The sequence below is a fragment of the Pseudomonas coleopterorum genome (assembly GCF_900105555.1).
Classification (GTDB): domain Bacteria; phylum Pseudomonadota; class Gammaproteobacteria; order Pseudomonadales; family Pseudomonadaceae; genus Aquipseudomonas; species Aquipseudomonas coleopterorum.
Map to the genome: position 1 here is coordinate 2004039 of NZ_FNTZ01000001.1, position 22879 is coordinate 2026917.

Consider the following 22879-nt stretch of genomic DNA (forward strand, 5'->3'; position numbering starts at 1 on the left):
CTCTTAGAACGAGGTGGTGACGGACGCGAAGTAGGCGCGTCCGGGTTCGTTGTAGGTCTGGGCGCCGGCCGAACTGGCGCCGCCTTCACGGTACTGGCGCTTGTCGAACAGGTTGTTCACACCGACCCGCACACTCAGATGTTCGTTGAACGCATAGCCGCTGCTCAGCCCGGCAATCGCGTAGGGAGCGACGTCTTTCTGGGCCAGGTCGTCGTAAACCGCGCCGGTACGGGTATTGAGCGAAGGCGCTTCCTGCTTGCCGAACCAGGTGGCGTTGGCCTGGAACGACAGTTTTTCGCTGGCCTGCCAGTCCAGGGTGGTGTTGAGGGTGTACTTGGGGATCACGCTGAGCGGTTCCCCGGTATCACGGTTCTCGGACTCGATCATGTAGGTCAGGTTGGTGTTCCAGTCCAGCTCGGGGGTGAGGGTGATGAACAGGTTGCCTTCCACGCCCTCGACCACCGCCTTGCCCGAGTTCTCCCATTGCAGCACGCGGGCGCCACTGTTCAGGCGGTAGAGCGGGTCGATCCCGCCGACGATCTTGTTCTTGTAGTCATTGCGGAAGTACGTCGCGCTGGTGCGCCAGGTCCCCTTGTCGTAAGCCAGCCCCAGCTCCTTGTTGACGCTGATTTCGGGCACCAGGTTTTCATTGCCTACCAGGTAGCAGCCGCCGTTGTTGGTCTGGGCGATGCTGCAACCCTGGCCACGGCTGTACAGCAGGTAGTTGGGGTTGGACTGGTAGAGGTTGGGCGCCTTGTAGGCACGCGCGATGCCGCCCTTGAGGGTCAGATCGTCGGTCAGCTTGTGCGAGGCGTTCAGGCTGGGGCTGAAGTTGTCGCCGAAGGTCTCGTGGTGGTCGTAGCGCAGGCCCGGGGTGACGATGGTATCGGGCGTCGCCTCGATGTTGTCTTCCACGAACACGGCGAAACTGCGCGCGGTGATCTTGTCGGTGCTGCGGTCCACGCCCAGGGCGCCTGCGGCACCGCCATTGCCGTCGAACGATTGCGAACTGAGGGCGCCAGGGTCGCTCATCGACTCGTACAGGTACTCACCGCCCAGGGTGAGGACCTGCTCTGCGCCCCAGCTCAGGGGCAGGTTGACCTCGCTCGCCGCGCGGGTGTTGCGCAACCGTGATTCGAAGCGTCCGGAGCCGTTGGGCGCGCCCTCCGGGCCACCGGCGAGGCCTTCGCGCAGGCGGTTGTTGCGCGTGAAGTCATAGGTCAGGGAGGACTGGCTGCTGCCCCACTCATAGTCGCCGTGGTGAGTGATGCCGAAGCTCGAGCGATGCAGTACGTTGCTCTCCTTGCCCAGCTGGCTGTTGACGAAGTCGCTGCCGACGTTGTTCATCGTGTCACCGGTGTAGATGTTGCCCTGGCGGCTGTAGCTGGCTTCCAGGTCCACGGTGTTCTCGGGGTCGAGCTTCCAGCTCAGCAGGCCGTTGACGTCCTTGTTGCGGACGCCTTCGCGACCGGCGACCAGGGAGCCGGGATCGGCCTGGTAGCTGCTGTTGATGTCGGCGTCGTCGGCATCGGTCTTGTTCGCGCTGCCATACACACGGAAGATCAGATCATCGGTCAGCGGTCCGCTGAGGTTGAAGTTGGCCCGCTTGCCGGCGCCCTCGGCGCTGTCTTCGGGTTGCAGGGCGTAGACGGTCATCGACCCGTGCAATTCGTCGGTCGGCCGTTTGGTAATGATGTTGACCACACCGCCCATGGCCCCGGAGCCATAGCGCGCTGCGGCCGGACCCCGGAGGATCTCGACGCGTTCGACTTCCTCGGCCGGTACCCAGTTGGTTTCGCCACGGGTGTCGCGGTCGCCGTTCCAGCCGTAGCGCACGGCGTTGCGCGACGAGGACGGCTTGCCGTCGATGAGGATCAGGGTGTTCTCAGGGCCCATGCCGCGCAGGTCGATCTGGCGGTTGTTGCCGCGGTTGCCGCTGGCGCTGTTGCCGGTCAGGTTGACACCCGGCTCGCGACGAATGATTTCCGACAGGTCGTTGGTGGGCGGGCGCTTCTTGATGTCCTCAGCGGTGATGATCGACACCCCGGGTGCCTGCTTGAGCTCCTGCGCGGCGGTTCCCAGAATCCGGGTTTCCTCGAGCTGCAAGGTCTGCTCACTGCCATCCACGGGCATGTCGGTGGGTTGAACCGGGATACGCTGGGAATTCGTGGATGCCGATTCGGCAAAGGTCGGGGGTGCAAGCGCGGCCAGCAAGGCGACGGACAGGTGGCTCAGGTTCAAGCGCATCGGGGCTCTCCAGCAATTCAGTGGCGTGACGAGAGCGACCGGGAAGGGAAAGAGCTATGGAACAGCCATGGTCCGGAGCGCTCGACACGGGGTGAGAGCGCAGATGATAGTTTTTCGCATTTGAGAGTAAAGCGCATTTACAATCTATACAGTTTGTCTGTAACTAGATGTAAATGACGCTGCAAAGCGCTTGATCGAGGCTTCGACGATGTGGTTGCCGACACACCGATTGCACCGATAATCGCTGCCGCGTCTATTTTGGAATGGGTTGAACGTCCTGAATAACGGCATTGCCACGCCTGACCAGCACGAAGCTGTCACCCATCTGCACCCATTGGCTGTCGATGTCCGGTTGCTTGAGGCCGGCAGCCTTCCAGCCCGTGAAGGCCGATTCTGGGAGGGCATAGTTGGGCGGAACACGGTCGCCTTTGCCCAGCGAAACCATCTGCGCACCGGTGCCGGGCGTCTGCAGGACTTCGATGGCAAAGGCGGCCGTCGACGCAGCCGACAACAATACGCCCGTGATGCACAGCGAAGCGAATAGGGTGCGGCCCATCGGCAGAACTCCTGAATAAGTGGGGGTGAACCATTGTCGCCCCATTCGCCACGCACGGCCAGTGCGCGGCGAGGGAGCACGGATCAGTTTCGGGCCAGGGCCAGGGCAACGCCCTGGCCACCACCGATGCACAGGGTTGCCAGACCCTTGCTGGCGTCGCGGCGCAGCATCTCGTGCAGCAAGGTCACCAGGACCCGGCAACCCGAAGCCCCGATCGGGTGACCCAGGGCTATGGCACCGCCATTGACGTTGACCTTGCTCGCGTCCCACCCCAGGACCTGGCCTACCGACAGTGCCTGGGCGGCAAAGGCTTCGTTGGCCTCGATCAGGTCCAGTTGATCCAGGCTCCAGCCGGCCTTTTCCAGGCAGCGGCGTGTCGCCGACACCGGGGCGATGCCCATCACCGCCGGATCCACGCCGGCATTGGCGTAGGCGGCGATGCGTGCCAGTACCGGGAGGCCCAGCGCTTGCGCCTTGGCCGCACTCATCAACAGGACCGCGGCAGCGCCGTCGTTGAGCGACGACGCATTGCCAGCCGTCACGCTGCCATCGGGCTTGAAGGCGGGCTTGAGCTTGCCCAAGGTTTGCGCGGTGGTACCGGCGCGGGGCTGCTCGTCGATCGCGAAGGGCAGGGGGTCGCCCTTGCGCTGCGGGACGTCGATGGGCGTGATCTCGGCGGTAAAGCGACCTGCCTCGATGGCCGCCACGGCCTTTTGCTGGGACTGCGCCGCGAAGGCATCCTGCGCTTCTCGGCTGATGCCGTATTGTTCGGCGAGGTTTTCCGCAGTGATGCCCATGTGGTAGTCGTTGAAGGCGTCCCACAGGCCGTCCTTGATCATGCTGTCGACCAGGGGCGCGTTGCCCATGCGCAGCCCGGTGCGGGCGGTTGGCAATACGTAGGGCGCCAGGCTCATGTTTTCCATGCCACCGGCAATCACCACCTCGGCATCGCCGCAACGGATGGCCTGGGTCGCCAGGTGCACGGCCTTGAGCCCCGAACCGCAGACCTTGTTCAGGGTCATGGCCGGTACCGCGCTGGGCAGCCCGGCAAACAGGGCCGCCTGACGCGCCGGGTTCTGCCCGGCACCGGCCGTGAGCACCTGCCCCAGAATCACTTCGTCGACCTGCGCCGGGTCCAGGCCGGTCTGTGCAAGCAGCCGGCGGATCACCGCGGCGCCCAGCTCGACGGCGGGCACGCTTGCTAGTGAACCCTGAAAACTGCCTACGGCCGTGCGTGTGGCGGCTACGATAACGACGTCTTGCATGGAGGAGTCCTCGGTAGGTGGGCCGGTGGCCTTGTTCTTGTGGGGCGCGGACAGCGCAGGACGTACCGGAAATACAGCGACGGCACAGGGCGATTGTCGGCCCTGTGCACTGATTTGATAAGTTGCATTTTCAAACGGGTTGATAAGCAAAGCAGAACAATGGCGAAGACAGCCGCCGCGATCAACCGCCGGTCATGTTCATGAAACGCACCACCTGCACATCGTCGTCCAGGCGGAAGTTGTGGCTCCATGGCTTGAGCTGCATGGCCTTGATGATTGCCTGTTCGAGCACTTCCGGCTGGCCGGGATGCTCGCGCAGCACCTGCTTGAGGTCTGCCGAGTGCTCGTTCCCCAGGCACAGCAGCAGCCGGCCTTCGACGGTCAGGCGCACTCGGTTGCAGGTCGCGCAGAAATTGTGGCTGTGCGGGGAGATGAAGCCGATGCGAGTGCCCGGCGCCTGGGGAACGCGCCAGTAACGTGACGGGCCCTGGGTGGAATCCGTGGACGGCAGTAATTCGTAGCGTTCGGCGAGCCGTGCGCGAACCTGCTCGCTGGAGTAGAAGGCCTCGGCGCGGCTGTGCTCGCTGATCGCACCCAGGGGCATTTCCTCGATGAAGGAAATGTCCAGGCCGCGCTCGATGGCAAAGGCCACCAGATCGACGACTTCGTCATCGTTGCGGCCCTGCATGACCACGCAGTTGAGCTTGGTATGGCGGAAACCGGCAGCATTGGCCGCGTCGATGCCAGCGATCACCTTGTTCAGGTCGCCGGTACGGGTGAGTTCGCGGAAACGTGCCGGATCGAGGCTGTCCAGGCTAATGTTCAAGCGCTTGAGGCCGGCGTCGAACAACGGCTGGGCCAAGGTCGCCAGCTGCGAGCCGTTGGTGGTCATGCACAGTTCCTGAAGGCCGGGCAGGGCGGCGATGCGTCGGCACAGATCGACGATGCCCGAACGCACCAGGGGTTCGCCCCCGGTCAGGCGGATCTTGCGCGTGCCCAGGGCGACGAAGCTGGCTGCCACCTGTTCGAGCTCTTCGAGGCTGAGAATCTGTTTGCGCGGCAGAAACGTCATGTCTTCAGCCATGCAATACACGCAGCGGAAATCACAGCGGTCAGTAACCGACAGTCTCAGGTAATCGACTTTGCGGGCGAAGCCATCGTGCAGGGTGCGCTCAGGGGTGTGCATCAGGGGTACCAGTAAAGGGCATGACCATTTCGACTGCCAACGCCGTACAGGCGTTGCAAAAAAATGCAGACCTTGAAGGTACGCGCCACACCGGGGTCAAGCCAATCGCTTTTTTCAATGCGCCCATCGACAAGGTCGATGAGCGCCCCCGGTGCGGATACCGATCAGGGCATCTGCGGCAGCTCGTTCGGGCGCAAGTCGAACACCAGCACCTCGGCATTGACCCCATTGGCCAAGTGCAGCACGGTTTCCTGCCGCAGGCGCACGCCATCCCCTTCGTTCAGGCGCTGGCCGTTGAGTTCGACACTGCCGGTGGCCACGTGCACATAAGCGTAGCGGTTGGCCGCAAGTGTCAGCGTGGCCTGTTCCTCGCCATCGAACAACCCGGCATACACCCGCGCATCCTGGCGGACATGCAACGAGCCTTCGGCGCCATCGGGCGAGATGATCAGCTGCAGGCGACCGCGTTTCTGCTCGGCGGAAAAGTGCTCCTGCTGATAGCGCGGCTTGGCGCCTGCCACTTCGGGCACGATCCAGATCTGCAGGAAATGCACGGGATCGACGTCGCTATGGTTGAACTCGCTGTGGGCGACGCCGTGGCCGGCGCTCATCAGCTGCACATCGCCGGGGCGAATCACCGAGCCGGTGCCCAGGGTGTCCTTGTGCGCCAGGGCGCCTTCCAGCACGTAGGAGAAGATCTCCATGTCGCGGTGCGGGTGCTGACCGAAGCCCTTGCCGGCGCTGACGCGGTCGTCGTTGATCACCAGCAGGTCGGAGAAGCCCTGTTCCTGAGGGTTGCGGTAATGGCCGAAGGAAAAGGTATGGAAGGATTGCAGCCAGCCATGGTTGGCGATACCGCGATCCGAGGCTTTGCGAAGTGCGAGCATGACGTTCTCCCGAGTGAAGGTGCCCAGCGGTGGAAATGCTGTGCGATGGATCAAGAGTATGCGTTCTTCGCAGAAGGATAAATCCGTCGAAGCGGCCAGGACTGTCGCGCTGAAGTTGACAGTGAACGGTGGTGCACTTCCTGACGACTGTGGGAGGCCGGTTATAAGCTAATGCTGCATAGTTATAAATGGCTATAACAGAAGTTGTTATCCTGCCGCCCGGCTACCGCTCCCGCGATGCTGAATCTGATGTGTAGGACGTAAGAATGGAAGTAGGTACCTGGGGTTTCACCATTGCCGGATTGGTCGTGGGCTTCATCGTCGGCATGACCGGCGTCGGCGGCGGCTCATTGATGACGCCGATTTTGCTCTGGTTTGGCATCAATCCAGCCACGGCGGTCGGTACCGATCTGTTGTACGCGGCCATCACCAAAGCCAGTGGCGTGTGGGTTCATGGACGCAACAAGAACATCGACTGGAAGATCACCGGCTGGCTGGCGCTGGGCAGCGTGCCAGCGGCAGCGTTCGTGCTCTGGTACCTGAAAAGCCTGAATGCCGAACCGCAGGCCATGGGCGTGGTGATCAAGCAGGCGCTGGCGGTCGTGCTGTTCCTGACGGCGTTGGCGATCCTGTTCAAGAAACGCCTGCAAGCCTTGGCCAGCCGCCATGCCGGAGATCGCTACAACCTCAGCCCGAACACCCTCAACGCGCTCACCGTAGTGACTGGCGTGGTGCTAGGGGTGATGGTTTCGCTGACCTCGATCGGCGCCGGTGCCTTGGGGACGGTGGCGTTGTTCATGCTGTATCCGTTCCTGGCGACCCGGCGCCTGGTGGGCACCGAAATCGCCCATGCTGTGCCATTGACTCTGGTCGCGGGCATGGGGCATGCCAGCATGGGTAACATGGACTGGTCATTGCTCGGGCATTTGCTGCTCGGCTCGCTGCCGGGGATCTACCTGGGCAGCCATCTGTCCGGGCGGGTTTCGGACGATATCCTGCGGCCCTGCCTGGCGGTGATGCTGCTGTTGATCGGTTACAAGCTTGCGTTCTGAGCCCACTGACAGGAGGACAGACACAGTGAACGCCATCGACATCCGTCCGGCAGCGCCGGACCAGATACCCGCGATCCTTGACTACGTCATGGCCGCCCGGGCCTCGATCTTCCCGCAGCTGGACGCCACCCAGGTGCCGGACGATCTGGCCCGCTTCGACGAGGTGTACCTGGCTTCGAACCAGGGCTGTTTCCTGCTCGCCTGGCAGGCGGGTCGCATCGTCGGCGCCATCGGCTACCTGCCCTATGACCAGCGCTTCAGCCAGCTGCAACTGACGGCCAGGGACACGGTCGAGGTGGTCAGGCTGTTCGTCTCGCCGAGCTGCCGGGGCGCCGGGGTTGCCAGGGCGCTGTACGCAGCGCTGCTGGCGCAGGCGCGCCAGGCTGGTGTGGCCACGTTGTACCTGCATACCCATCCGTTCCTGCCCGGAGCGATCGCGTTCTGGCAGAAACAGGGCTTCGAGGTAATCGACGTCGAGTCCGATCCCGTCTGGCAGACGACGCACATGCGCCTCGACCTCGGGGCAGCGTCGAGCAGGTCCACGCGCGCTTCAAGCTGAACCAACGGCCATGGGCGCCGGTCGGTGATAGACACACCGACAGCCAAGGAGCTCCCATGAAGCCCTATGTAATCTGCCACATGATGTCCTCCGTCGACGGTCATGCACTAACCGACGGCTGGGCCCGGCCGTTCAAGAATGCCGCCGGCGATCTGTACGAACGCTTGGCCAAACAGTTCGACTTCGACGCCTGGGCCTGCGGGCGCGTAACGATGCAGGAAATCGCTCACGACGAGGGGTATCCGTCCGGCCTGGCCAAGGGGCCGATCGAGCGGACGCATCATTTTGCCGATCGCTCGGCCAGTGCCTACGCCATTTCCATCGACCCCCAGGGCAAGGTCGGCTGGAAGTCCAACACGGCGTTGGATTCACACATCGTCGAAGTGCTCACCGAAGCAGTCAGCGACGACTATCTGGCCTATCTGCAATCGATCCAGGTGTCTTACATCTTCGCCGGCAAGGAGTCCCTCGACCTGCATCAGGTGGTGGATATCCTTGGCCGGGAATTGGGCATCAAGCGCTTGGTCGTCGAAGGCGGCCCCCACGTCAGTGGCTCGTTCGTCAATGCCGGGCTGGTCGACGAAATCAGCGTCCTGCTGTTGCCATTGGTGGATGGCCGAGGCGAGCACCCGGCGTCGTTCGAGATCGATGCCAAGCAATGGCAGCAGCCGACCTACCTGACACTCGACAGTGCCGAGGTGCAAGAGGGCGGCGCGGTGTGGCTGCGTTACCGGCAGCAGGAGCAGCCCACCGCCTGAGTTCCTGACCCAGGTTCAAGCGAGGGGCTGCGCGGGCACCCTGACCCAGCCTTCCATCAGGACCCGCGCGCTGCGGCTCATGATCGCCTTGGTGACTTGCCATTGGTCACCCAGCTGGGCGGCTTCGGCGCCTACGCGCAGGGTGCCGGAGGGATGACCGAAGCACACCGTACTGCGCACGCCGCCACCGGCTGCGCGGTTGACCACGGTCCCGGGAATCGCGGCAGCCGTGCCGATGGCGACCGCGGCGGTGCCCATCATGGCGTGGTGCAGCTTGCCCATCGACAGGGCCCGCACCGTCAGGTCGATATCGGCCGCAGCCACCGGCTTGCCGCTGGAAGCGACGTAATCGGCTGGGGGTGCGACGAAGGCGACCTTGGGCGTGTGCTGGCGGGTTTGCGCCTCTTCCAGATGCTGGATCAACCCCATGCGCAATGCCCCGTGGGCGCGGATCGTCTCGAAGCGCGCGAGCGCCTGAGGGTCGCCGTTGATCGCGTCCTGCAATTCGCAGCCGCTGTACCCCAATGCGGCAGCATCGATGAAGATCGTCGGGATGCCGGCATTGATCATCGTCGCCTCGAACCGACCCACGCCGGGTACGTCCAGCTCGTCGATGAGCTGCCCGGTGGGAAACATGGCTCCGGCCGCGCCGTCGGCCTCGGCCGCCGGATCGAGAAACTCCAGTTGCACTTCAGCGGCCGGGAAGGTCACGCCGTCCAGTTCGAAATCTCCGGTCTCCTGAACCTCGCCGCCGCTCATGGGCACATGGGCAATGATGGTCTTGCCGATGTTGGCCTGCCATACGCGCACCGTGGCGATGCCGTCGTGGGGCACGCGGGTGGGATCGATCAGGCCCTGAGCGATGGCGAACGGGCCAACCGCTGCCGACAGGTTGCCGCAGTTACCGCTCCAGTCGACGAAGGCGCTGTCGATGGAGACCTGACCGAACAGGTAGTCGATGTCGTGCCCCGGCTGGCTGCTGGGGCTGACGATCACCGTCTTGCTGGTGCTCGACGTGGCGCCGCCCATGCCGTCGATCTGCTTGCCGTAGGGGTCGGGGCTGCCGATCACCCGCAACAGCAGGGCGTCGCGCGCGGGACCGGGCAGACGCGCCGCTTCGGGCAGGTCGGCGAGCTTGAAGAACACGCCTTTGCTGGTGCCACCGCGCAGGTAGGTGGCGGGAATGCGAAGCTGAGTCATGGGGCAGTCCTCAATGGGCGTCGGCGGCAGCGTGAGTGGGTGCGGTCGCCTGCAGGAAATCCTGGGCGAAGCGTTGCAGCACGCCACCGGCTTCGTAGATCGAGACTTCTTCGGCGGTGTCCAGGCGGCAGGTGACCGGCACCTGCACGCGCTCGCCGTTGCGCCGTTCGATGATCAGGGTCAGCCGCGCCTGGGGCGTCAACCGGCCGACCACGTCGAACACCTCGGTGCCATCGATGCCCAGGGTCTTGCGGTCCGTGCCCGCGTCGAACTGCAGCGGCAGCACGCCCATGCCCACCAGGTTGGTGCGGTGGATACGCTCGAAGCCCTCGGCGGCGATCGCTTCCACCCCGGCCAGACGAACACCCTTGGCCGCCCAGTCCCGTGAGGAACCCTGGCCATAGTCTGCCCCGGCGATGATGATCAGCGGCTGCTTGCGCTGCATGTAGGTCTCGATGGCTTCCCACATGCGCATGACCTGGCCTTCGGGTTCCAGGCGAGCGAGCGAGCCCTGGCGGACCTTGCCGTTCTCCACCACCATTTCGTTGAACAGCTTGGGATTGGCGAACGTCGCCCGTTGCGCGGTCAGGTGATCGCCGCGGTGGGTGGCGTAGGAGTTGAAGTCTTCTTCGGGCAGGCCCATTTTCGCCAGGTATTCACCGGCGGCGCTGTCGAGCATGATCGCGTTGGATGGCGACAGGTGATCGGTGGTGATGTTGTCCGGCAGCACTGCCAGCGGGCGCATGCCCTTGAGCGTGCGCTCGCCGGCCAGTGCGCCTTCCCAGTACGGCGGCCGACGGATGTAGGTGCTCGCCGGGCGCCAGTCATACAGTGGCGCGACCTTCGGCCCGTGGTCCTCGTGCACGGCGAACATGGGGATGTACACCTGACGGAACTGCTCGGGTTTCACCGACGATTTGACCACTGCGTTGACTTCCTCGTCGCTGGGCCAGATGTCCTTGAGGCGGATGGGCTGACCTTGCGGATCGAGGCCGAGCACGTCTTTTTCGATGTCGAAACGAATGGTGCCGGCAATCGCATAGGCCACCACCAGCGGCGGCGAGGCCAGGAAGGCCTGACGGGCATAGGGGTGGATACGTCCGTCGAAATTGCGATTGCCCGAGAGCACCGCAGTGGCATACAGGTCGCGCTCGATGATCTCCTGCTGGATCACCGGGTCGAGCGCGCCGGACATGCCGTTGCAGGTGGTGCAGGCGAAGGCGACGATGCCGAAGCCCAGGGTTTCCAGTTCCTCGGTCAGGCCAGCTTCGTCCAGGTACAGGGCCACGGTTTTCGAGCCCGGTGCCAGGGACGATTTGACCCAGGGCTTGCGGGTCAGGCCCAGGCGGTTGGCATTGCGCGCCAGCAAACCGGCAGCGATGACGTTGCGGGGGTTGCTGGTGTTGGTGCAACTGGTGATGGCGGCGATGATCACTGCGCCGTCCGGCATCTGCCCGGGCACTTCGCTCCAGGGGCCGGCGATGCCCTGGGCCGTCAGGTCGCTGGTCGCGATGCGCGCGTGCGGGTTGCTCGGCCCGGCCATGTTGCGTACGACGCCGGACAGATCGAAGCTCAGGTCACGCTCATAGACAGCGTCGTCCAGGCTGTCGGCCCACAGGCCGGTCAGGCGCGCATAGTCTTCGACCAGTTGCACCTGCTGCTCTTCGCGGCCAGTGAGGCGCAGGTAGTCGATGGTCTGCTGGTCGATCGCGAACATCGCCGCAGTCGCGCCGTATTCCGGGGCCATGTTGGAGAGCGTGGCGCGGTCGCCCAGGGTCAGGGCGCGTGCGCCTTCACCGAAGAACTCCAGGTACGCACCCACCACTTTCTGCTGACGCAGGTACTGGGTCAGGGACAGCACCATGTCGGTGGCGGTGATGCCCGGCTGCAATTGGCCAGTCAGCTTGACCCCGACAATTTCGGGCAGGCGCATCCACGACGCGCGACCGAGCATGACGCTTTCGGCTTCGAGGCCGCCCACGCCGATGGCCACCACGCCGAGCGCGTCGACATGGGGGGTATGGCTGTCGGTGCCGACGCAGGTGTCGGGGAAGGCCACGCCTTCGCGGACCTGGATCACCGGCGACATTTTCTCCAGGTTGATCTGGTGCATGATGCCGTTGCCCGGCGGAATGACGTCGACGTTCTTGAACGCCTTGCGCGTCCAGTCGATGAAGTGGAAGCGGTCTTCGTTGCGACGGTCTTCGATGGCGCGGTTTTTCTCGAACGCCTGCGGATCGAAGCCGGCGCTTTCCACCGCCAGGGAGTGGTCGACGATCAGTTGCGTCGGGACCACCGGATTGACCAGCGCCGGGTCACCGCCCTGTGAGGCGATGGCGTCACGTAGGCCGGCCAGGTCGACCAGAGCGGTCTGGCCGAGGATGTCGTGGCACACCACTCGCGCCGGGTACCAGGGGAAGTCCAGGTCACGCTTGCGCTCGATCAGCTGGCGCAGGGAGGCGTCCAGGGTGGCGGGGTCGCAACGGCGCACCAGGTTTTCCGCCAATACGCGGGAGGTGTACGGCAGGGTGGCGTAGGCGCCGGGCTGGAGGGCTTCGACGGCTTCTCGGGCGTCGTAATAGTCCAGCGGCGAGTTGGGTAATGACTTGCGGTGTTGTGTGTTCATCAGGTCGGCTCACGGTGCACGGCATGGCAGAAGTTCGGCGGGGCGGCCTTCGCGGGCAGAGCCCGCTCCCACATGGACCCGTACGTCTTGAGCACTATGGGAATGTGGGAGCGGGGCGGGCGGCGAGCCATCTGCCCGCGAAGGCGGCCGCTAGGTCAGCGGCGATCCAGAGGCACGAATGCGCGCTGCTCTACGCCCACGTATTCGGCGCTGGGGCGAATGATCCGATTATTGGCCCGCTGTTCGAACACATGGGCTGCCCAGCCGGTCACCCGTGAGCAGACGAAGATCGGCGTAAACAGCTCGGTCGCGATGCCCATGAAGTGGTACGCCGAGGCGTGGTAGAAGTCGGCGTTGGGAAACAGCTTCTTTTGCTCCCACATGGTCTTGTCGATGGCTTCGGAGACGGGGTAGAGGACCTTGTCACCGGCTTCGTCGGCCAGCTTCTTCGCCCAGCCCTTGATCACTTCGTTGCGTGGGTCGTTGTCTTTGTACACGGCATGGCCGAAGCCCATGATCTTGTCCTTGCGCTCGAGCATGGCCAAGGTGCCGCGTACCGCTTCTTCGGGCGACGCGAACTTCTGGATCATGGCCATGGCCGCTTCGTTGGCTCCGCCGTGCAGGGGGCCGCGCAACGAGCCGATGGCTGCGGTCACGCACGAATACATGTCCGACAGGGTCGAGGCGCACACGCGGGCGGTGAAAGTCGAAGCGTTGAATTCGTGCTCGGCGTAGAGGATCAGCGAGACGTCCATCACCTTGCTGTGCAGTTCACTCGGTGACTTGCCATGCAGCAGGTACAGGAAGTGCCCGGCGAAGGTGTCTTCATCGCTGGTGCAACTGATGCGCACGCCGTGGTGGCTGTAGCGATACCAGTAGCACATGATCGCCGGAAAGGCTGCCAGCAGGCGGTCGGTGACGTGTTCCTGCTGACTGAAGTTACGCTCCGGCTCGAGCGTGCCGAGAAACGAACAGCCAGTGCGCATCACGTCCATCGGATGGGTGCTGGACGGGATGCGTTCGAGCACTTCCTTGAGCGGCTGCGGCAAGTCGCGCAGGCTGCGCAGTTTGCCCTGGTAGGCAGCCAGCTCGTCGTGGGTGGGCAGCTCGCCGTGCAGCAGCAGGTAGGCGACTTCTTCGAACAGCGCGTGCTCGGCCAGTTCGCGCACGTCATAGCCGCGATAGGTCAGCCCTGCGCCGGGCATGCCGACGGTCGACAGCGCGGTTTGTCCGGCCACCTGGCCACGCAGGCCAGCGCCACTGAGTACTTTTGCTTCGGCCATGGTTTTCTCCGATCTTGGATTTGTTATTGGAATACAGCGATCATTTTTTCTGCGCGAACAGCGCGTCGAGTTTGCGCTCGAAGTCGTGGTACTCGATGGCGTCGTACAGTTCCATGCGCGTCTGCATGGTGTCGACCACGTTCTGCTGGGTGCCATCGCGGCGAATCGCGGTGTAGACGTTCTCGGCGGCCTTGTTCATGGCGCGGAACGCGGACAGCGGGTAGAGCACCAGGCCGACGCCCACACCGCCGAGCTGCTCGGTGGTGAACAGCGGCGTGGCGCCGAACTCGGTGATGTTGGCCAGAATCGGCGCTTTCACCCGGCTGGCGAACAGCTGGTACATCTGCAGTTCGGTGATGGCTTCGGGGAAGATCATGTCCGCACCCGCTTCGATGCAGGCTGCCGCGCGGTCCAGGGCTGACTCCAGACCTTCCACCGCCAACGCATCGGTGCGCGCCATGATCACGAAGCTGTCGTCGGTGCGCGCATCCACTGCCGCCTTGATGCGGTCGACCATTTCCTGCTGGGAAACGATTTCCTTGTTCGGCCTGTGGCCACAGCGCTTGGCGCCCACCTGGTCTTCGATGTGCATGGCCGCGGCGCCGAACTTGATCATCGACTTCACGGTGCGGGCGACATTGAAGGCCGACGAGCCGAAACCGGTGTCGACGTCGACCAGCAGCGGCAGATCGCACACATCGGTGATGCGGCGCACGTCGGTCAGCACATCGTCCAGGCCGGTGATGCCCAGATCGGGAAGGCCCAGGGAGCCGGCCGCGACGCCGCCACCGGACAGGTAGATGGCCTTGAAACCGGCGCGCTGGGCGAGCAGGGCGTGGTTGGCGTTGATGGCGCCGACCACCTGCAAGGGCGACTCTTCGGCGAGGGCCTGACGGAAGCGTTGGCCGGGGCGGGAGGGCTGACTCATGATGGGGCTCCTGGGGTGTTGTTCTGGTTGGGTTCCAGGTAATGGCGTTCGACATTGCGCTTGGACGCGGCGATGTGCCGACGCATGAGCAACTCGGCCAGTTCGCCGTCGCGCTCGGCGATGGCGTCGAGGATACGGTGATGCTCGGCGAAAGCCTGGTGCGGACGGTTGGGCGTGGCAGAGAACTGGATGCGGTACATGCGCACCAGTTGGTACAGGTCATCGCAGAGCATCTGCACCAGCGTGCTGTTGCCGCTACCCTGAATGATGCGGTAGTGGAAGTCGAAATCGCCTTCCTGCTGGTAGTAGCCGACGCCGGCCTGGAACGCGGCGTCGCGTTCATGGGTGGCGAGCACCTCGCGCAACTCGTCGATCTGAGCCTGGCTCATGCGCTCGGCAGCCAGTCGACAGGCCATGCCTTCGAGGGACTCGCGGATTTCGTAGAGTTCGATGAGTTCGGCGTGGTTGAGCGACACCACCCGGGCACCGACGTGGGGAATGCGCACCAGCAGGCGCTGGCCTTCCAGACGGTGGATGGCTTCACGCAGCGGTCCGCGGCTGATGCCGTAGGTGCGTGCCAGTTCGGGTTCGGAGATCTTGCTGCCTGGGGCTATTTCGCCATTGATGATGGCCGCCTGGATGCGGCGGAACACGTTCTCCGACAGCGTCTCGGCTTCCAGTGGAGCGGCGCTGGGCGGGGTCGTGAATTCCGGATCGGGAACGGGCAAGGGCGAAACAGAGGTAACGGACATATTGTCGACACCTGGGCAGGTAGTGACGAAAAAATAGTCCTGTTAAAGCTTGCAGTCAAGGCGCTCGAAGGTAAGTGTCGACAATGTCCAAAAAACACCGGGGGCCGAAGCCCCCGTGTCCGCTTTACTGCTCGTCGGCCGTGGGGTAATCCACATAGCCTTCCGGACCCTGGCTGTACCAGGTTTCCATGACGTCCTTGTTCAGCGGCAGCCCCTTGGCGAACCGATGGGGCAAGTCCGGGTTGGCCAGGAACGGCCGACCGAAGGCGATCGCATCGGCTTCACCGGCGTCCAGCGCAGCCTGCGCTTTTTCGTGGGTGTAGTCGGAATTGAGCACCAGGGTACGGCTGAAGGCCTTGCGGATCACCGGGTGCACCGGCGGGCGATCGGCTTTGCCGAAGGTGCCATCGAATGGCGGTTCGCGCAGCTCCAGATAGGCGATGCCGATCTTGTCCAGCGCAGCGGCAGCGGCGGAGAACAGGGTTTCCGGATCGCTGTCGTTGACGCCTTGCGAATCGCCGTTGGGCGACAGGCGCACGCCGGTGCGTTCGGCACCGATGGTGTCGACAACCCGCTGGGTGACTTCGGTCAACAGGCGAATCCGGTTTTCTACCGAACCACCATAGGCGTCGTCGCGGAAGTTGCTGTTGTCGCGCAGGAACTGGTCGATCAGGTAGCCGTTGGCGGCATGGATCTGTACACCATCGAAGCCGGCGCGCATGGCGTTCTTCGCGGCGTGCTCGTAGTCGTCCAGCAACCGCGGGATCTCATGGATGCCCAACGGCCGGGCTTCCACGTAGGGTTGCTTGCCGTCATAGGTATGGGTGTGTCCTGGCGCAGTCGTCGCCGAAGACGAAACCGGCTGTGCACCGCCAAGGAAGCTGGGGTGGACGATGCGGCCCATGTGCCACAGCTGCAGGTCGATACGCCCGTCGGCTTCATGCACGGCGGCGGTGATCTTCTTCCAGCCTTCGACCTGCTCGTCGCTCCAGATGCCTGGCGCGTAGGGCCAGCCCAGGCCTTCCTGGGTGATGCCGGTCGCTTCGGTGATGATCAACCCGGCGCTGGCGCGCTGGGTGTAGTACTCGATCATCAGGTCGGTGGGTACGTGATTGCGGGTGGCGCGGCCGCGTGTCAGCGGGGCCATGAGGATCCGATTGGGCAACTGCTGCTCGCCAACCTGGATCGAATCGAATAGAGAAGGCATCTAGGCTCCCTGATCTGTGAGTGGAAGGGCGGCTCAGGCTGCGCCGAGGGCCTTGATGATGGCGTCATTGAACGCAGGGATATCGTCAGGAGTGCGCGAGGTGATCAGGGTCCAGCCGTTGGCACCACACTGCATGACTTCCTGGTCGACCCAGCCTGCGGCCTTGGCGTTGGTCAGGTCGAGGCTGACGCTGGGGTAGGAGGTCAGGGTCTTGCCGGGAATCACGCCGGCGTTGATCAGCAGCCATGGGCCGTGGCAGATGGCAGCGACCACTTTGCCTGCATCGGCGAAAGCCTTGACCAGGTGCTGGGCATCGGTGTCCTGACGCAGGGTGTCGGCGTTGACGGTGCCGCCTGGAATGACCAGGGCGTCGAAGTCGCTGGCGCTCAGGCCCTGGATCTTGCTGTCGGACTCAACAGTGCGATCTTTCTCGGTGTCCTGCTGGAAGGTCTGTACGGTGCCGCCTTCGCTGGAAGCGTGGGTCACGGTGGCGCCGGCTGCACGCAGCGCTTCGACGGGCTTGAGCAGTTCGTCACGCTCGATGCCGGTGTTGGCGGTGATGAACAGGACTTTCTTGCCTTGCAGTTGGGTAGCCATGTGGATCTTCCTCGGGTCAGTTAAGGCCTGGCGTACCAGGCGATCAAAAAATCTGAGCGCGGAGGAAAATGGAAAGTTCAGGTGGATCGTTAACCGGTGGTGCACGCAGTCAGGCCCATGCACGGGCCCGACCGCGTGTTCATTGGCTCAATAGCCTTCGGCGAGGCCGGTGTTGCGGCGCGGGTCGTTGGCACCGTAGAAGCGGTTGTTGGCGACGGGCTTGCCACCCAGTGAAGGCGCCCCGACCAGGATCGCTGCCAGGTGGTTGGCGTCCTGTGGCTCGCCGAACTTGTGCCCCCAGCTCTCGAGGATCTTGCGCGTGTCCGGGCTGATGGCGAAGTGTTCCAGGTTGGTCACGTCGGGCATCCACTGTTGGTGGAAGCGTGGCGCATTGACCGCCTGCTGGATGTCCATGCCGTAGTCGATGACGTTGAGCATGGTCAGCAAGGTCGCGGTGATGATTCGACTGCCGCCGGGCGTACCGACCACCATCACCGGCTTGCCGTCCTTGGTGACGATGGTCGGGCTCATGGACGACAGCGGCGTCTTGTAGGGCGCGATCGCGTTGGCTTCGCCCTGCACCAGGCCGTACATGTTGGCGACGCCGACCTTGGAGGTGAAGTCGTCCATCTCGTCGTTGAGCAGGATGCCGGTGCCGCTGGCCATGACCCGTGCGCCGAACCAGCCATTGAGGGTGTAGGTGACCGAAACCGCATTGCCCCACTGATCGACGATGGAGTAGTGGGTGGTATTGCTCCCTTCATGGGGCGCAACGCCCGGTTTGATCTCGGCCGAGACACCCGCCTTGTTCGGCAAGATGCTGTTGCGGATCTTCGTCGCGTAGTTGGCGTCGAGCAAGTGAGCGATGGGGTTCTTGACGAAGTCCGGGTCGCCCAGGTAGCTGTTACGGTCCACATAGGCGTGGCGCATGGCCTCGATCTGGTAGTGCATGCCCTGCGCCGAGCCATAGCCCAGTTCGGCCATGGGGTAGCCCTGCAGAATGTTCATGATCTGGCAGATGACCACGCCGCCCGAGCTGGGCGGTGGCGCGGAGATCACGTGGTAGCCGCGGTAGTCGCACTCGATGGGGTCCAGCTCGCGGGTCTTGTACTTGTCGAGGTCGGCCTGGGTAATGATGCCCTTGCCGGCCTGGCTCGAATCCACGATGGCCTTGGCCACCCAGCCTTGATAGAAACCGGCGTTGCCCTTGTCGGCAATCTCCCGCAGGGTGCGTGCCAGATCCTTCTGCACCAGCTTGTCACCGGCCTTGAACGGCTGACCCTGATTGAGGAAGATCTTCGCCGAATCCTGGCTGTCCTTGCGGAAATCCTCGGTGGCGGTTTCCAGCAGGTCGACGTCGCCCTGACCGAGAGTGAAGCCCTCGTCGGCCAGCTTGATGGCTGGCGCGAGCAGGTCGGCGCGCTTGAAGGTGCCGTATTTCTGCAGGGCCAGTTCCATCCCCGAAACGGTGCCAGGAATGCCCACCGACAGGTGGCCGTCGGTGCTCAGGCCTTCGATGACGTTGCCGGCCTTGTCCAGGTACATGTCCGGGGTGGCGGCCAGTGGGGCCTTCTCGCGAAAGTCCAGAAAGGTCTTGCGCCCATCGGCCATCTGCAGGGTCATGAAGCCACCGCCGCCGATGTTGCCGGCGGCCGGGTAGACCACAGCCAGGGCGTAGGCCACGGCGACGGCAGCGTCGACGGCATTGCCGCCGTCCTTGAGCACGTCCACGCCAACGTGGGTGGCCAGCTGCTGCGCGGTGACGACCATGCCGTTCTGCGCGGCGGCGGGGGCGGGGGAGGCGGCGAACAAACAGGTGGGGGCCAGCGCGAACGCAACGGCGATCAGCGACTTTGGCAAGGGTTCGAGTTTCAAGCGTCGGCTCTCTTTTTTGTGAATGAGGAGCTGCAGGTGGTGAGCAACAAGGCGATTCATTTCGCCAGTCGCAAGGATAGCCGGGTTTCTCAATCCTGCTGGCGACAGGCGGTCAATGCGGTCAATTGTTGGCCCGACCCGTCGAAGTTCTCCGTCGCCAGCCAGCGTTCGAATGCCGCGCGCCGCGCTGGCCATTCGCTGTCGATGATCGAGAACCACGCGGTGTCGCGGTTGCGGCCCTTGTACACCAGTGCCTGGCGAAAGATGCCTTCGAAGCTGAAGCCCAAGCGTTCGGCGGCCTTTCGCGAGGGCGCGTTCAAGGCATCGCATTTCCATTCGTAGCGCCGGTAGCCCAACTCATCGAACACCAGGCGCATCAGCAAGTACTGCGCTTCGGTCGACACCGGGGTGCGTTTCATCAACGGCGAGAAGGTCACATGGCCCACTTCGATGACGCCATTGGCCGGGTCCATGCGCATCAAGGCCAGCGTGCCCACGGCCCGTTGGCTGCGCAGATCGATCACCGCCCAGTGTTGCGGATCCTGGCTGGCTGCCGCGGTTTGCAGGTGAGTGCAATAGCTGTCGAGGTCGGCGAACGGTCCGACGGGCAGGTAAGTCCAGTCGCTGCCGTCGCTCTGTTGGCAATAGCCCTGGAACAGATCCTCGGCGTGGGCCGCGACGTTCAAGGGCTCAAGGCGGCAATAGCGGCCTTCGATCACCGCATGGGCCGGGCGGGGGCGCGCGGTCCAGTCGGGCAGCGGGTGGCCGATGGGCTGCTGATGTGCGTTATGGTGCAGAGGCTGGTTGGGCATGGCGACTCCTGATCAGATCAGCGGGGGAGAAGGTGTGTCGACGCAATCAGCGCGGGTCCGGAACGATACCGAATCCGCTCTTGGCTTCGCTGACGATACGCAGGTGCTGGCGCTCGCCTGGGTTGGCCTGCAGGCGCAGTTCGCGGTTCAGACGGCCCTTGCTGCAGAGCATGCCACCTTGCTTGTCAGTGGTGATGCCGACGATGTGTTCGCCAGGCGGCAGGTGAAAGGTGGCCACCTCGCCGACGGCCATCAACGCCGCCGGCTCGCGGTCGATCAGCAGCGCGACGTAGCAGCCGCCGCCCATGATGCCGATGTCGCGGTCCACCACCAGTTCGCTCGACGGCGTCAAGGGCTGTTGCCAGGCTGACAAACGATCTGCCGGGACAGCCTTGAGATGCTCCGAATCGGCGCGGAACGAGGTACAACCCGACAAGCCCACTGCAATCAGCATTACCCAGAACACGCGCATCGACGGACCCCCTGAAATGGCATTGTGATTGCACTCTAGCTCAAGCTGGGGCTCGCACGGAACGCTACCCAGGCCGAGCCTATTCAGAAAAGTTTTGAAACAGGTTCCCGTCAGGGGCTGCGATGGGCAAGAATGATCCGGCTGACCCGTGCAGTCGCCACCCCGTGGGGGATCGGCTGCCCCGAGCGGACTGACCTGAACCTGTGGAGGTACCGTGGCACCTAGAGACCTGATGTTGGCCTTGATCGTGATCGTCGTCTGGGGCTTGAATTTCGTGGTGATCCGTTACGGCCTCGACGGCCTGCCACCCATGCTGCTGGGCGGCCTGCGCTTCACCCTGGTGGCGATTCCCGCGGTGTTCTTCATTCGCCGTCCGAACCTGCCGCTGCGCTGGCTGATCGCCTACGGCGCGACCATTTCACTGGGGCAGTTCGCCTTTCTGTTCGAGGCCATGGCCAACGGCATGCCTGCGGGCCTGGCCTCGCTGGTGTTGCAATCCCAAGCGTTCTTCACGCTGTTCTTCGCCGCGCTGTTCATCGGCGAACGCCTGCGTGCAGCCAGCGTGGTGGGGCTATTGGTCGCGGCAGGCGGGCTGGCGATGATCGGCCTGGAAAGCGATCAGGCCACGCCACTGGTGGCCGTACTGCTGACCCTGTGCGCAGCCTCGATGTGGGCCATGGGCAACATCATTACCCGCCGTTTCGGCAATATCGACCTGGTCGCGCTGGTGATCTGGGGCGCGCTGATTCCGCCGCTGCCCTTCTTCGCGCTGTCGCTGTGGCTGGAAGGGCCGGCGCTGATCGAACGGTCGCTGCTGGGCATCGGCTGGAAGTCCATCGGCAGCCTCGTGTACCTGGCCGCGATCGCTACGGTGCTGGGTTATGGCCTGTGGAGCAAGCTGCTGTCGCGTTATCCGGCGGGCAAGGTGGCACCGTTTTCGTTGCTGGTACCGGTGGTGGGCTTGAGCTCCTCGGCCTGGATTCTCGGCGAGCGGCTGAGCGCCTTGCAGTGGTGGGGTGGTGCGCTGGTGATGGTGGGGCTGGTGATCAACGTGTTCGGCGGCAGCCTGATCGCGCGCCTGGCCCCGGCTCGCACGGGGGCGAAATCTCTGTAATGATGGGCCATCGATACGTCAAGGAGATGGAGCATGATGATCCGGTCGCTGACCCTCGCCTCACTGTTCGCCTTCGCCGCGCCGCTGCTGGCCGCCGACGGTGATAGCCCCCTGGCCCAGGACCGTGGACGGGCCCGGCCGTTGGTGGTGATCGCCCCGAGTTCGGTGGATCCCAACCTGCTGAAACTGCGCAAGGCGCTGGAAGAGCCCGCCAACCGCGACGGCTTCAAGCAGCGCGGGATGGTGCTCTACACCGTGATCAATACCATCGGCCAGCGTGACGGCAAGGACCTCGACCCGCAGGCGACCATGTCCTTGATCCGTGATTTGAAGCTGGGCGCCGGTTCCAGTCAGAAGTTCGTGCTGCTGGGCAAGGATGGCGAGAAAAAGCTCGAACAATCCGGCTACGTCGAGCCTGCGCAGTTGTTCAGTACCATCGATCAATTGCCCGCAGCCGAGAAGGAGGCCAATGCGCCAGCCCCGGTCGCAGCCGCCGCGCAGGAACCGACGAACAAGCCCGCCAAGGCCGCGAAACCGAGCAAGGCGCCGCAACCGCTGGACGATTGACGGCGCCTCGGTCGGCGGCACGCGGCGGCTTCAGACCATGTTGAGCCGCTGCTTGCGTTGCGGTGCCGGGTAGGCTCGATCCAGCGCGGCGAAGTCTTCGGCATCGAGTTTGACGTGCAGGGCGGCGGCGTTCAGGCGCACATGTTCGGCTGTGGAGGCTTTGGGGATGGCGATCACCCCTTTACGGCGAATGACCCAGGCCAGGCAGGCTTGCGCCGGCGTCACCCCGTGGCGCTGCGCAACCTGGCGCAATGCCGGTTGGTCGAGCAAGCGGCCGCCCTGGGCAATCGGACAGTAAGCCATCACCGGCATTGCCCGCTCGGCACACCAGGGCAGCAGGTCGAACTCGATGCCGCGCTCTTCCAGGTTGTACAGCACCTGGTTGGTCGCACAGCGTTCATCGTTCAGCTCGATCATGTCATCGACATCGAAGTTCGACACGCCCCAGGCGCCGATCTTGCCCTGCTCACGCAGACGCTCGAAGGCGTCCACCGTTTCGCTCAGCGGGTACTGACCACGCCAGTGCAGCAGGTACAGGTCGATGTGCTCCACCTGCATGCGCTGCAGGCTGCGCTCGCAGGCTTGCGCCATGCCCTTGAGGCTGGCGTTGTGCGGGTAGACCTTGCTAACCAGCATGACCTGGTCCCGGCGACCCTGGATGGCCTGGCCGACGATTTTTTCAGAGCCGCCTTCACCGTACATTTCGGCGGTGTCGAGCAAGGTCAGGCCCAGGTCGATGCCTTCCTGCAACGCGGCAATTTCCTGCCGGGCACGGGCCGGGTCTTCGCCCATGCGCCAGGTGCCCTGGCCAATGCGTGGAACCGGCCTGCCGGCCAGATCGATGCTGTTCATCACAATGCTCCTCGATGGAAAAGGAATTGAGCGCCCTGTAGCAGCGGCGCAAGCCGCGTCCGGCCTCGACGCGGTGGGTCACAA

Annotated in this window: 21 protein-coding genes; 5 read left to right on the forward strand and 16 right to left on the reverse strand. The window is 64.0% G+C overall.

Going from position 1 to position 22879, the window contains the following annotated elements; translation table 11 throughout:
- Window positions 1-3: 3 nt before the first annotated feature.
- From BLV18_RS09090 to BLV18_RS09110, 5 genes are all read right to left on the reverse strand, one after another.
- Window positions 4-2247: a FepA family TonB-dependent siderophore receptor gene (locus tag BLV18_RS09090; RefSeq protein WP_090357885.1), complete on the reverse strand. Its 2244-nt coding sequence runs from the start codon at window positions 2245-2247 to the stop codon at window positions 4-6.
- Window positions 2248-2500: 253 nt separating this feature from the next.
- Window positions 2501-2803, reverse strand: coding sequence for an RcnB family protein (locus BLV18_RS09095; protein WP_167375922.1), 303 nt, complete (start codon window positions 2801-2803; stop codon window positions 2501-2503).
- An 83-nt stretch (window positions 2804-2886) separates the two neighbouring features.
- A complete protein-coding gene (locus BLV18_RS09100; RefSeq protein WP_090357889.1) occupies window positions 2887-4068 on the reverse strand; it encodes an acetyl-CoA C-acetyltransferase in 1182 nt (393 codons plus the stop codon).
- Between the two features lie 181 nt (window positions 4069-4249).
- Complete coding sequence (gene moaA / locus BLV18_RS09105; protein ID WP_090357891.1) at window positions 4250-5254, reverse strand: GTP 3',8-cyclase MoaA; 1005 nt, start codon at window positions 5252-5254, stop codon at window positions 4250-4252.
- A gap of 164 nt (window positions 5255-5418) precedes the next feature.
- Window positions 5419-6141, reverse strand: a complete 723-nt coding sequence (locus tag BLV18_RS09110) for a pirin family protein (protein ID WP_090357893.1) — start codon at window positions 6139-6141, stop codon at window positions 5419-5421.
- A 266-nt stretch (window positions 6142-6407) separates the two neighbouring features.
- Between BLV18_RS09110 and BLV18_RS09115 the strand changes: the two genes are divergently transcribed.
- Genes BLV18_RS09115 through BLV18_RS09125 form a run of 3 tightly spaced genes read left to right on the forward strand, consistent with a single transcriptional unit; the run spans window position 6408 to window position 8510 of the window.
- Window positions 6408-7193 carry a sulfite exporter TauE/SafE family protein gene (locus tag BLV18_RS09115; RefSeq protein WP_090357895.1) on the forward strand — a complete coding sequence of 262 codons (786 nt, stop codon included), beginning with the start codon at window positions 6408-6410 and terminating at the stop codon, window positions 7191-7193.
- A 25-nt stretch (window positions 7194-7218) separates the two neighbouring features.
- The gene (locus BLV18_RS09120; protein ID WP_425272623.1) at window positions 7219-7752 is read left to right on the forward strand and encodes a GNAT family N-acetyltransferase; all 534 of its coding nucleotides are present in this window, start codon (window positions 7219-7221) and stop codon (window positions 7750-7752) included.
- Between the two features lie 56 nt (window positions 7753-7808).
- Window positions 7809-8510: a dihydrofolate reductase family protein gene (locus BLV18_RS09125; RefSeq protein WP_090357898.1), complete on the forward strand. Its 702-nt coding sequence runs from the start codon at window positions 7809-7811 to the stop codon at window positions 8508-8510.
- 15 nt (window positions 8511-8525) lie between these two features.
- Here the strand turns inward: BLV18_RS09125 and prpF are convergent, their stop codons facing one another.
- The 10 genes from prpF to BLV18_RS09175 form a co-directional block, all read right to left on the reverse strand.
- Entirely contained in the window at window positions 8526-9710 is a 1185-nt protein-coding gene (gene prpF / locus BLV18_RS09130) for a 2-methylaconitate cis-trans isomerase PrpF (protein ID WP_090357900.1), read from the reverse strand.
- 10 nt (window positions 9711-9720) lie between these two features.
- On the reverse strand, window positions 9721-12336 hold the full coding sequence (gene acnD / locus BLV18_RS09135) for a Fe/S-dependent 2-methylisocitrate dehydratase AcnD (RefSeq protein ID WP_090357903.1): 2616 nt from the start codon (window positions 12334-12336) through the stop codon (window positions 9721-9723).
- 155 nt (window positions 12337-12491) lie between these two features.
- On the reverse strand, window positions 12492-13619 hold the full coding sequence (gene prpC, locus BLV18_RS09140; RefSeq protein ID WP_049860126.1) for a bifunctional 2-methylcitrate synthase/citrate synthase: 1128 nt from the start codon (window positions 13617-13619) through the stop codon (window positions 12492-12494).
- A gap of 40 nt (window positions 13620-13659) precedes the next feature.
- On the reverse strand, window positions 13660-14547 hold the full coding sequence (gene prpB / locus BLV18_RS09145; RefSeq protein ID WP_090357905.1) for a methylisocitrate lyase: 888 nt from the start codon (window positions 14545-14547) through the stop codon (window positions 13660-13662).
- Window positions 14544-15299 carry a GntR family transcriptional regulator gene (locus BLV18_RS09150; protein ID WP_244156831.1) on the reverse strand — a complete coding sequence of 252 codons (756 nt, stop codon included), beginning with the start codon at window positions 15297-15299 and terminating at the stop codon, window positions 14544-14546. Before BLV18_RS09150 ends, prpB begins: the two co-directional genes overlap by 4 nt.
- Window positions 15300-15423: 124 nt before the next feature.
- Window positions 15424-16506, reverse strand: a complete 1083-nt coding sequence (locus BLV18_RS09155) for an alkene reductase (protein WP_090357907.1) — start codon at window positions 16504-16506, stop codon at window positions 15424-15426.
- 33 nt (window positions 16507-16539) lie between these two features.
- Entirely contained in the window at window positions 16540-17103 is a 564-nt protein-coding gene (locus BLV18_RS09160; RefSeq protein WP_049860130.1) for a type 1 glutamine amidotransferase domain-containing protein, read from the reverse strand.
- Window positions 17104-17250: 147 nt separating this feature from the next.
- On the reverse strand, window positions 17251-18978 hold the full coding sequence (ggt, locus tag BLV18_RS09165; protein WP_090362158.1) for a gamma-glutamyltransferase: 1728 nt from the start codon (window positions 18976-18978) through the stop codon (window positions 17251-17253).
- 89 nt (window positions 18979-19067) lie between these two features.
- Complete coding sequence (locus BLV18_RS09170) at window positions 19068-19790, reverse strand: GNAT family N-acetyltransferase (RefSeq protein WP_090357909.1); 723 nt, start codon at window positions 19788-19790, stop codon at window positions 19068-19070.
- Between the two features lie 46 nt (window positions 19791-19836).
- Window positions 19837-20262: a 3-isopropylmalate dehydratase gene (locus tag BLV18_RS09175; RefSeq protein WP_090357910.1), complete on the reverse strand. Its 426-nt coding sequence runs from the start codon at window positions 20260-20262 to the stop codon at window positions 19837-19839.
- A gap of 214 nt (window positions 20263-20476) precedes the next feature.
- On the opposite strand from BLV18_RS09175, the gene BLV18_RS09180 reads away from it, so the two are divergent.
- Together BLV18_RS09180 and BLV18_RS09185 are read left to right on the forward strand one after the other, a co-directional pair.
- The gene (locus BLV18_RS09180; protein WP_090357912.1) at window positions 20477-21376 is read left to right on the forward strand and encodes an EamA family transporter; all 900 of its coding nucleotides are present in this window, start codon (window positions 20477-20479) and stop codon (window positions 21374-21376) included.
- 33 nt (window positions 21377-21409) lie between these two features.
- Complete coding sequence (locus tag BLV18_RS09185; protein ID WP_056842521.1) at window positions 21410-21943, forward strand: DUF4174 domain-containing protein; 534 nt, start codon at window positions 21410-21412, stop codon at window positions 21941-21943.
- Window positions 21944-21973: 30 nt separating this feature from the next.
- Here BLV18_RS09185 and BLV18_RS09190 read toward each other — a convergent pair whose 3' ends face one another.
- Window positions 21974-22795 carry an aldo/keto reductase gene (locus BLV18_RS09190; protein WP_090357914.1) on the reverse strand — a complete coding sequence of 274 codons (822 nt, stop codon included), beginning with the start codon at window positions 22793-22795 and terminating at the stop codon, window positions 21974-21976.
- Window positions 22796-22879: the final 84 nt, after the last annotated feature.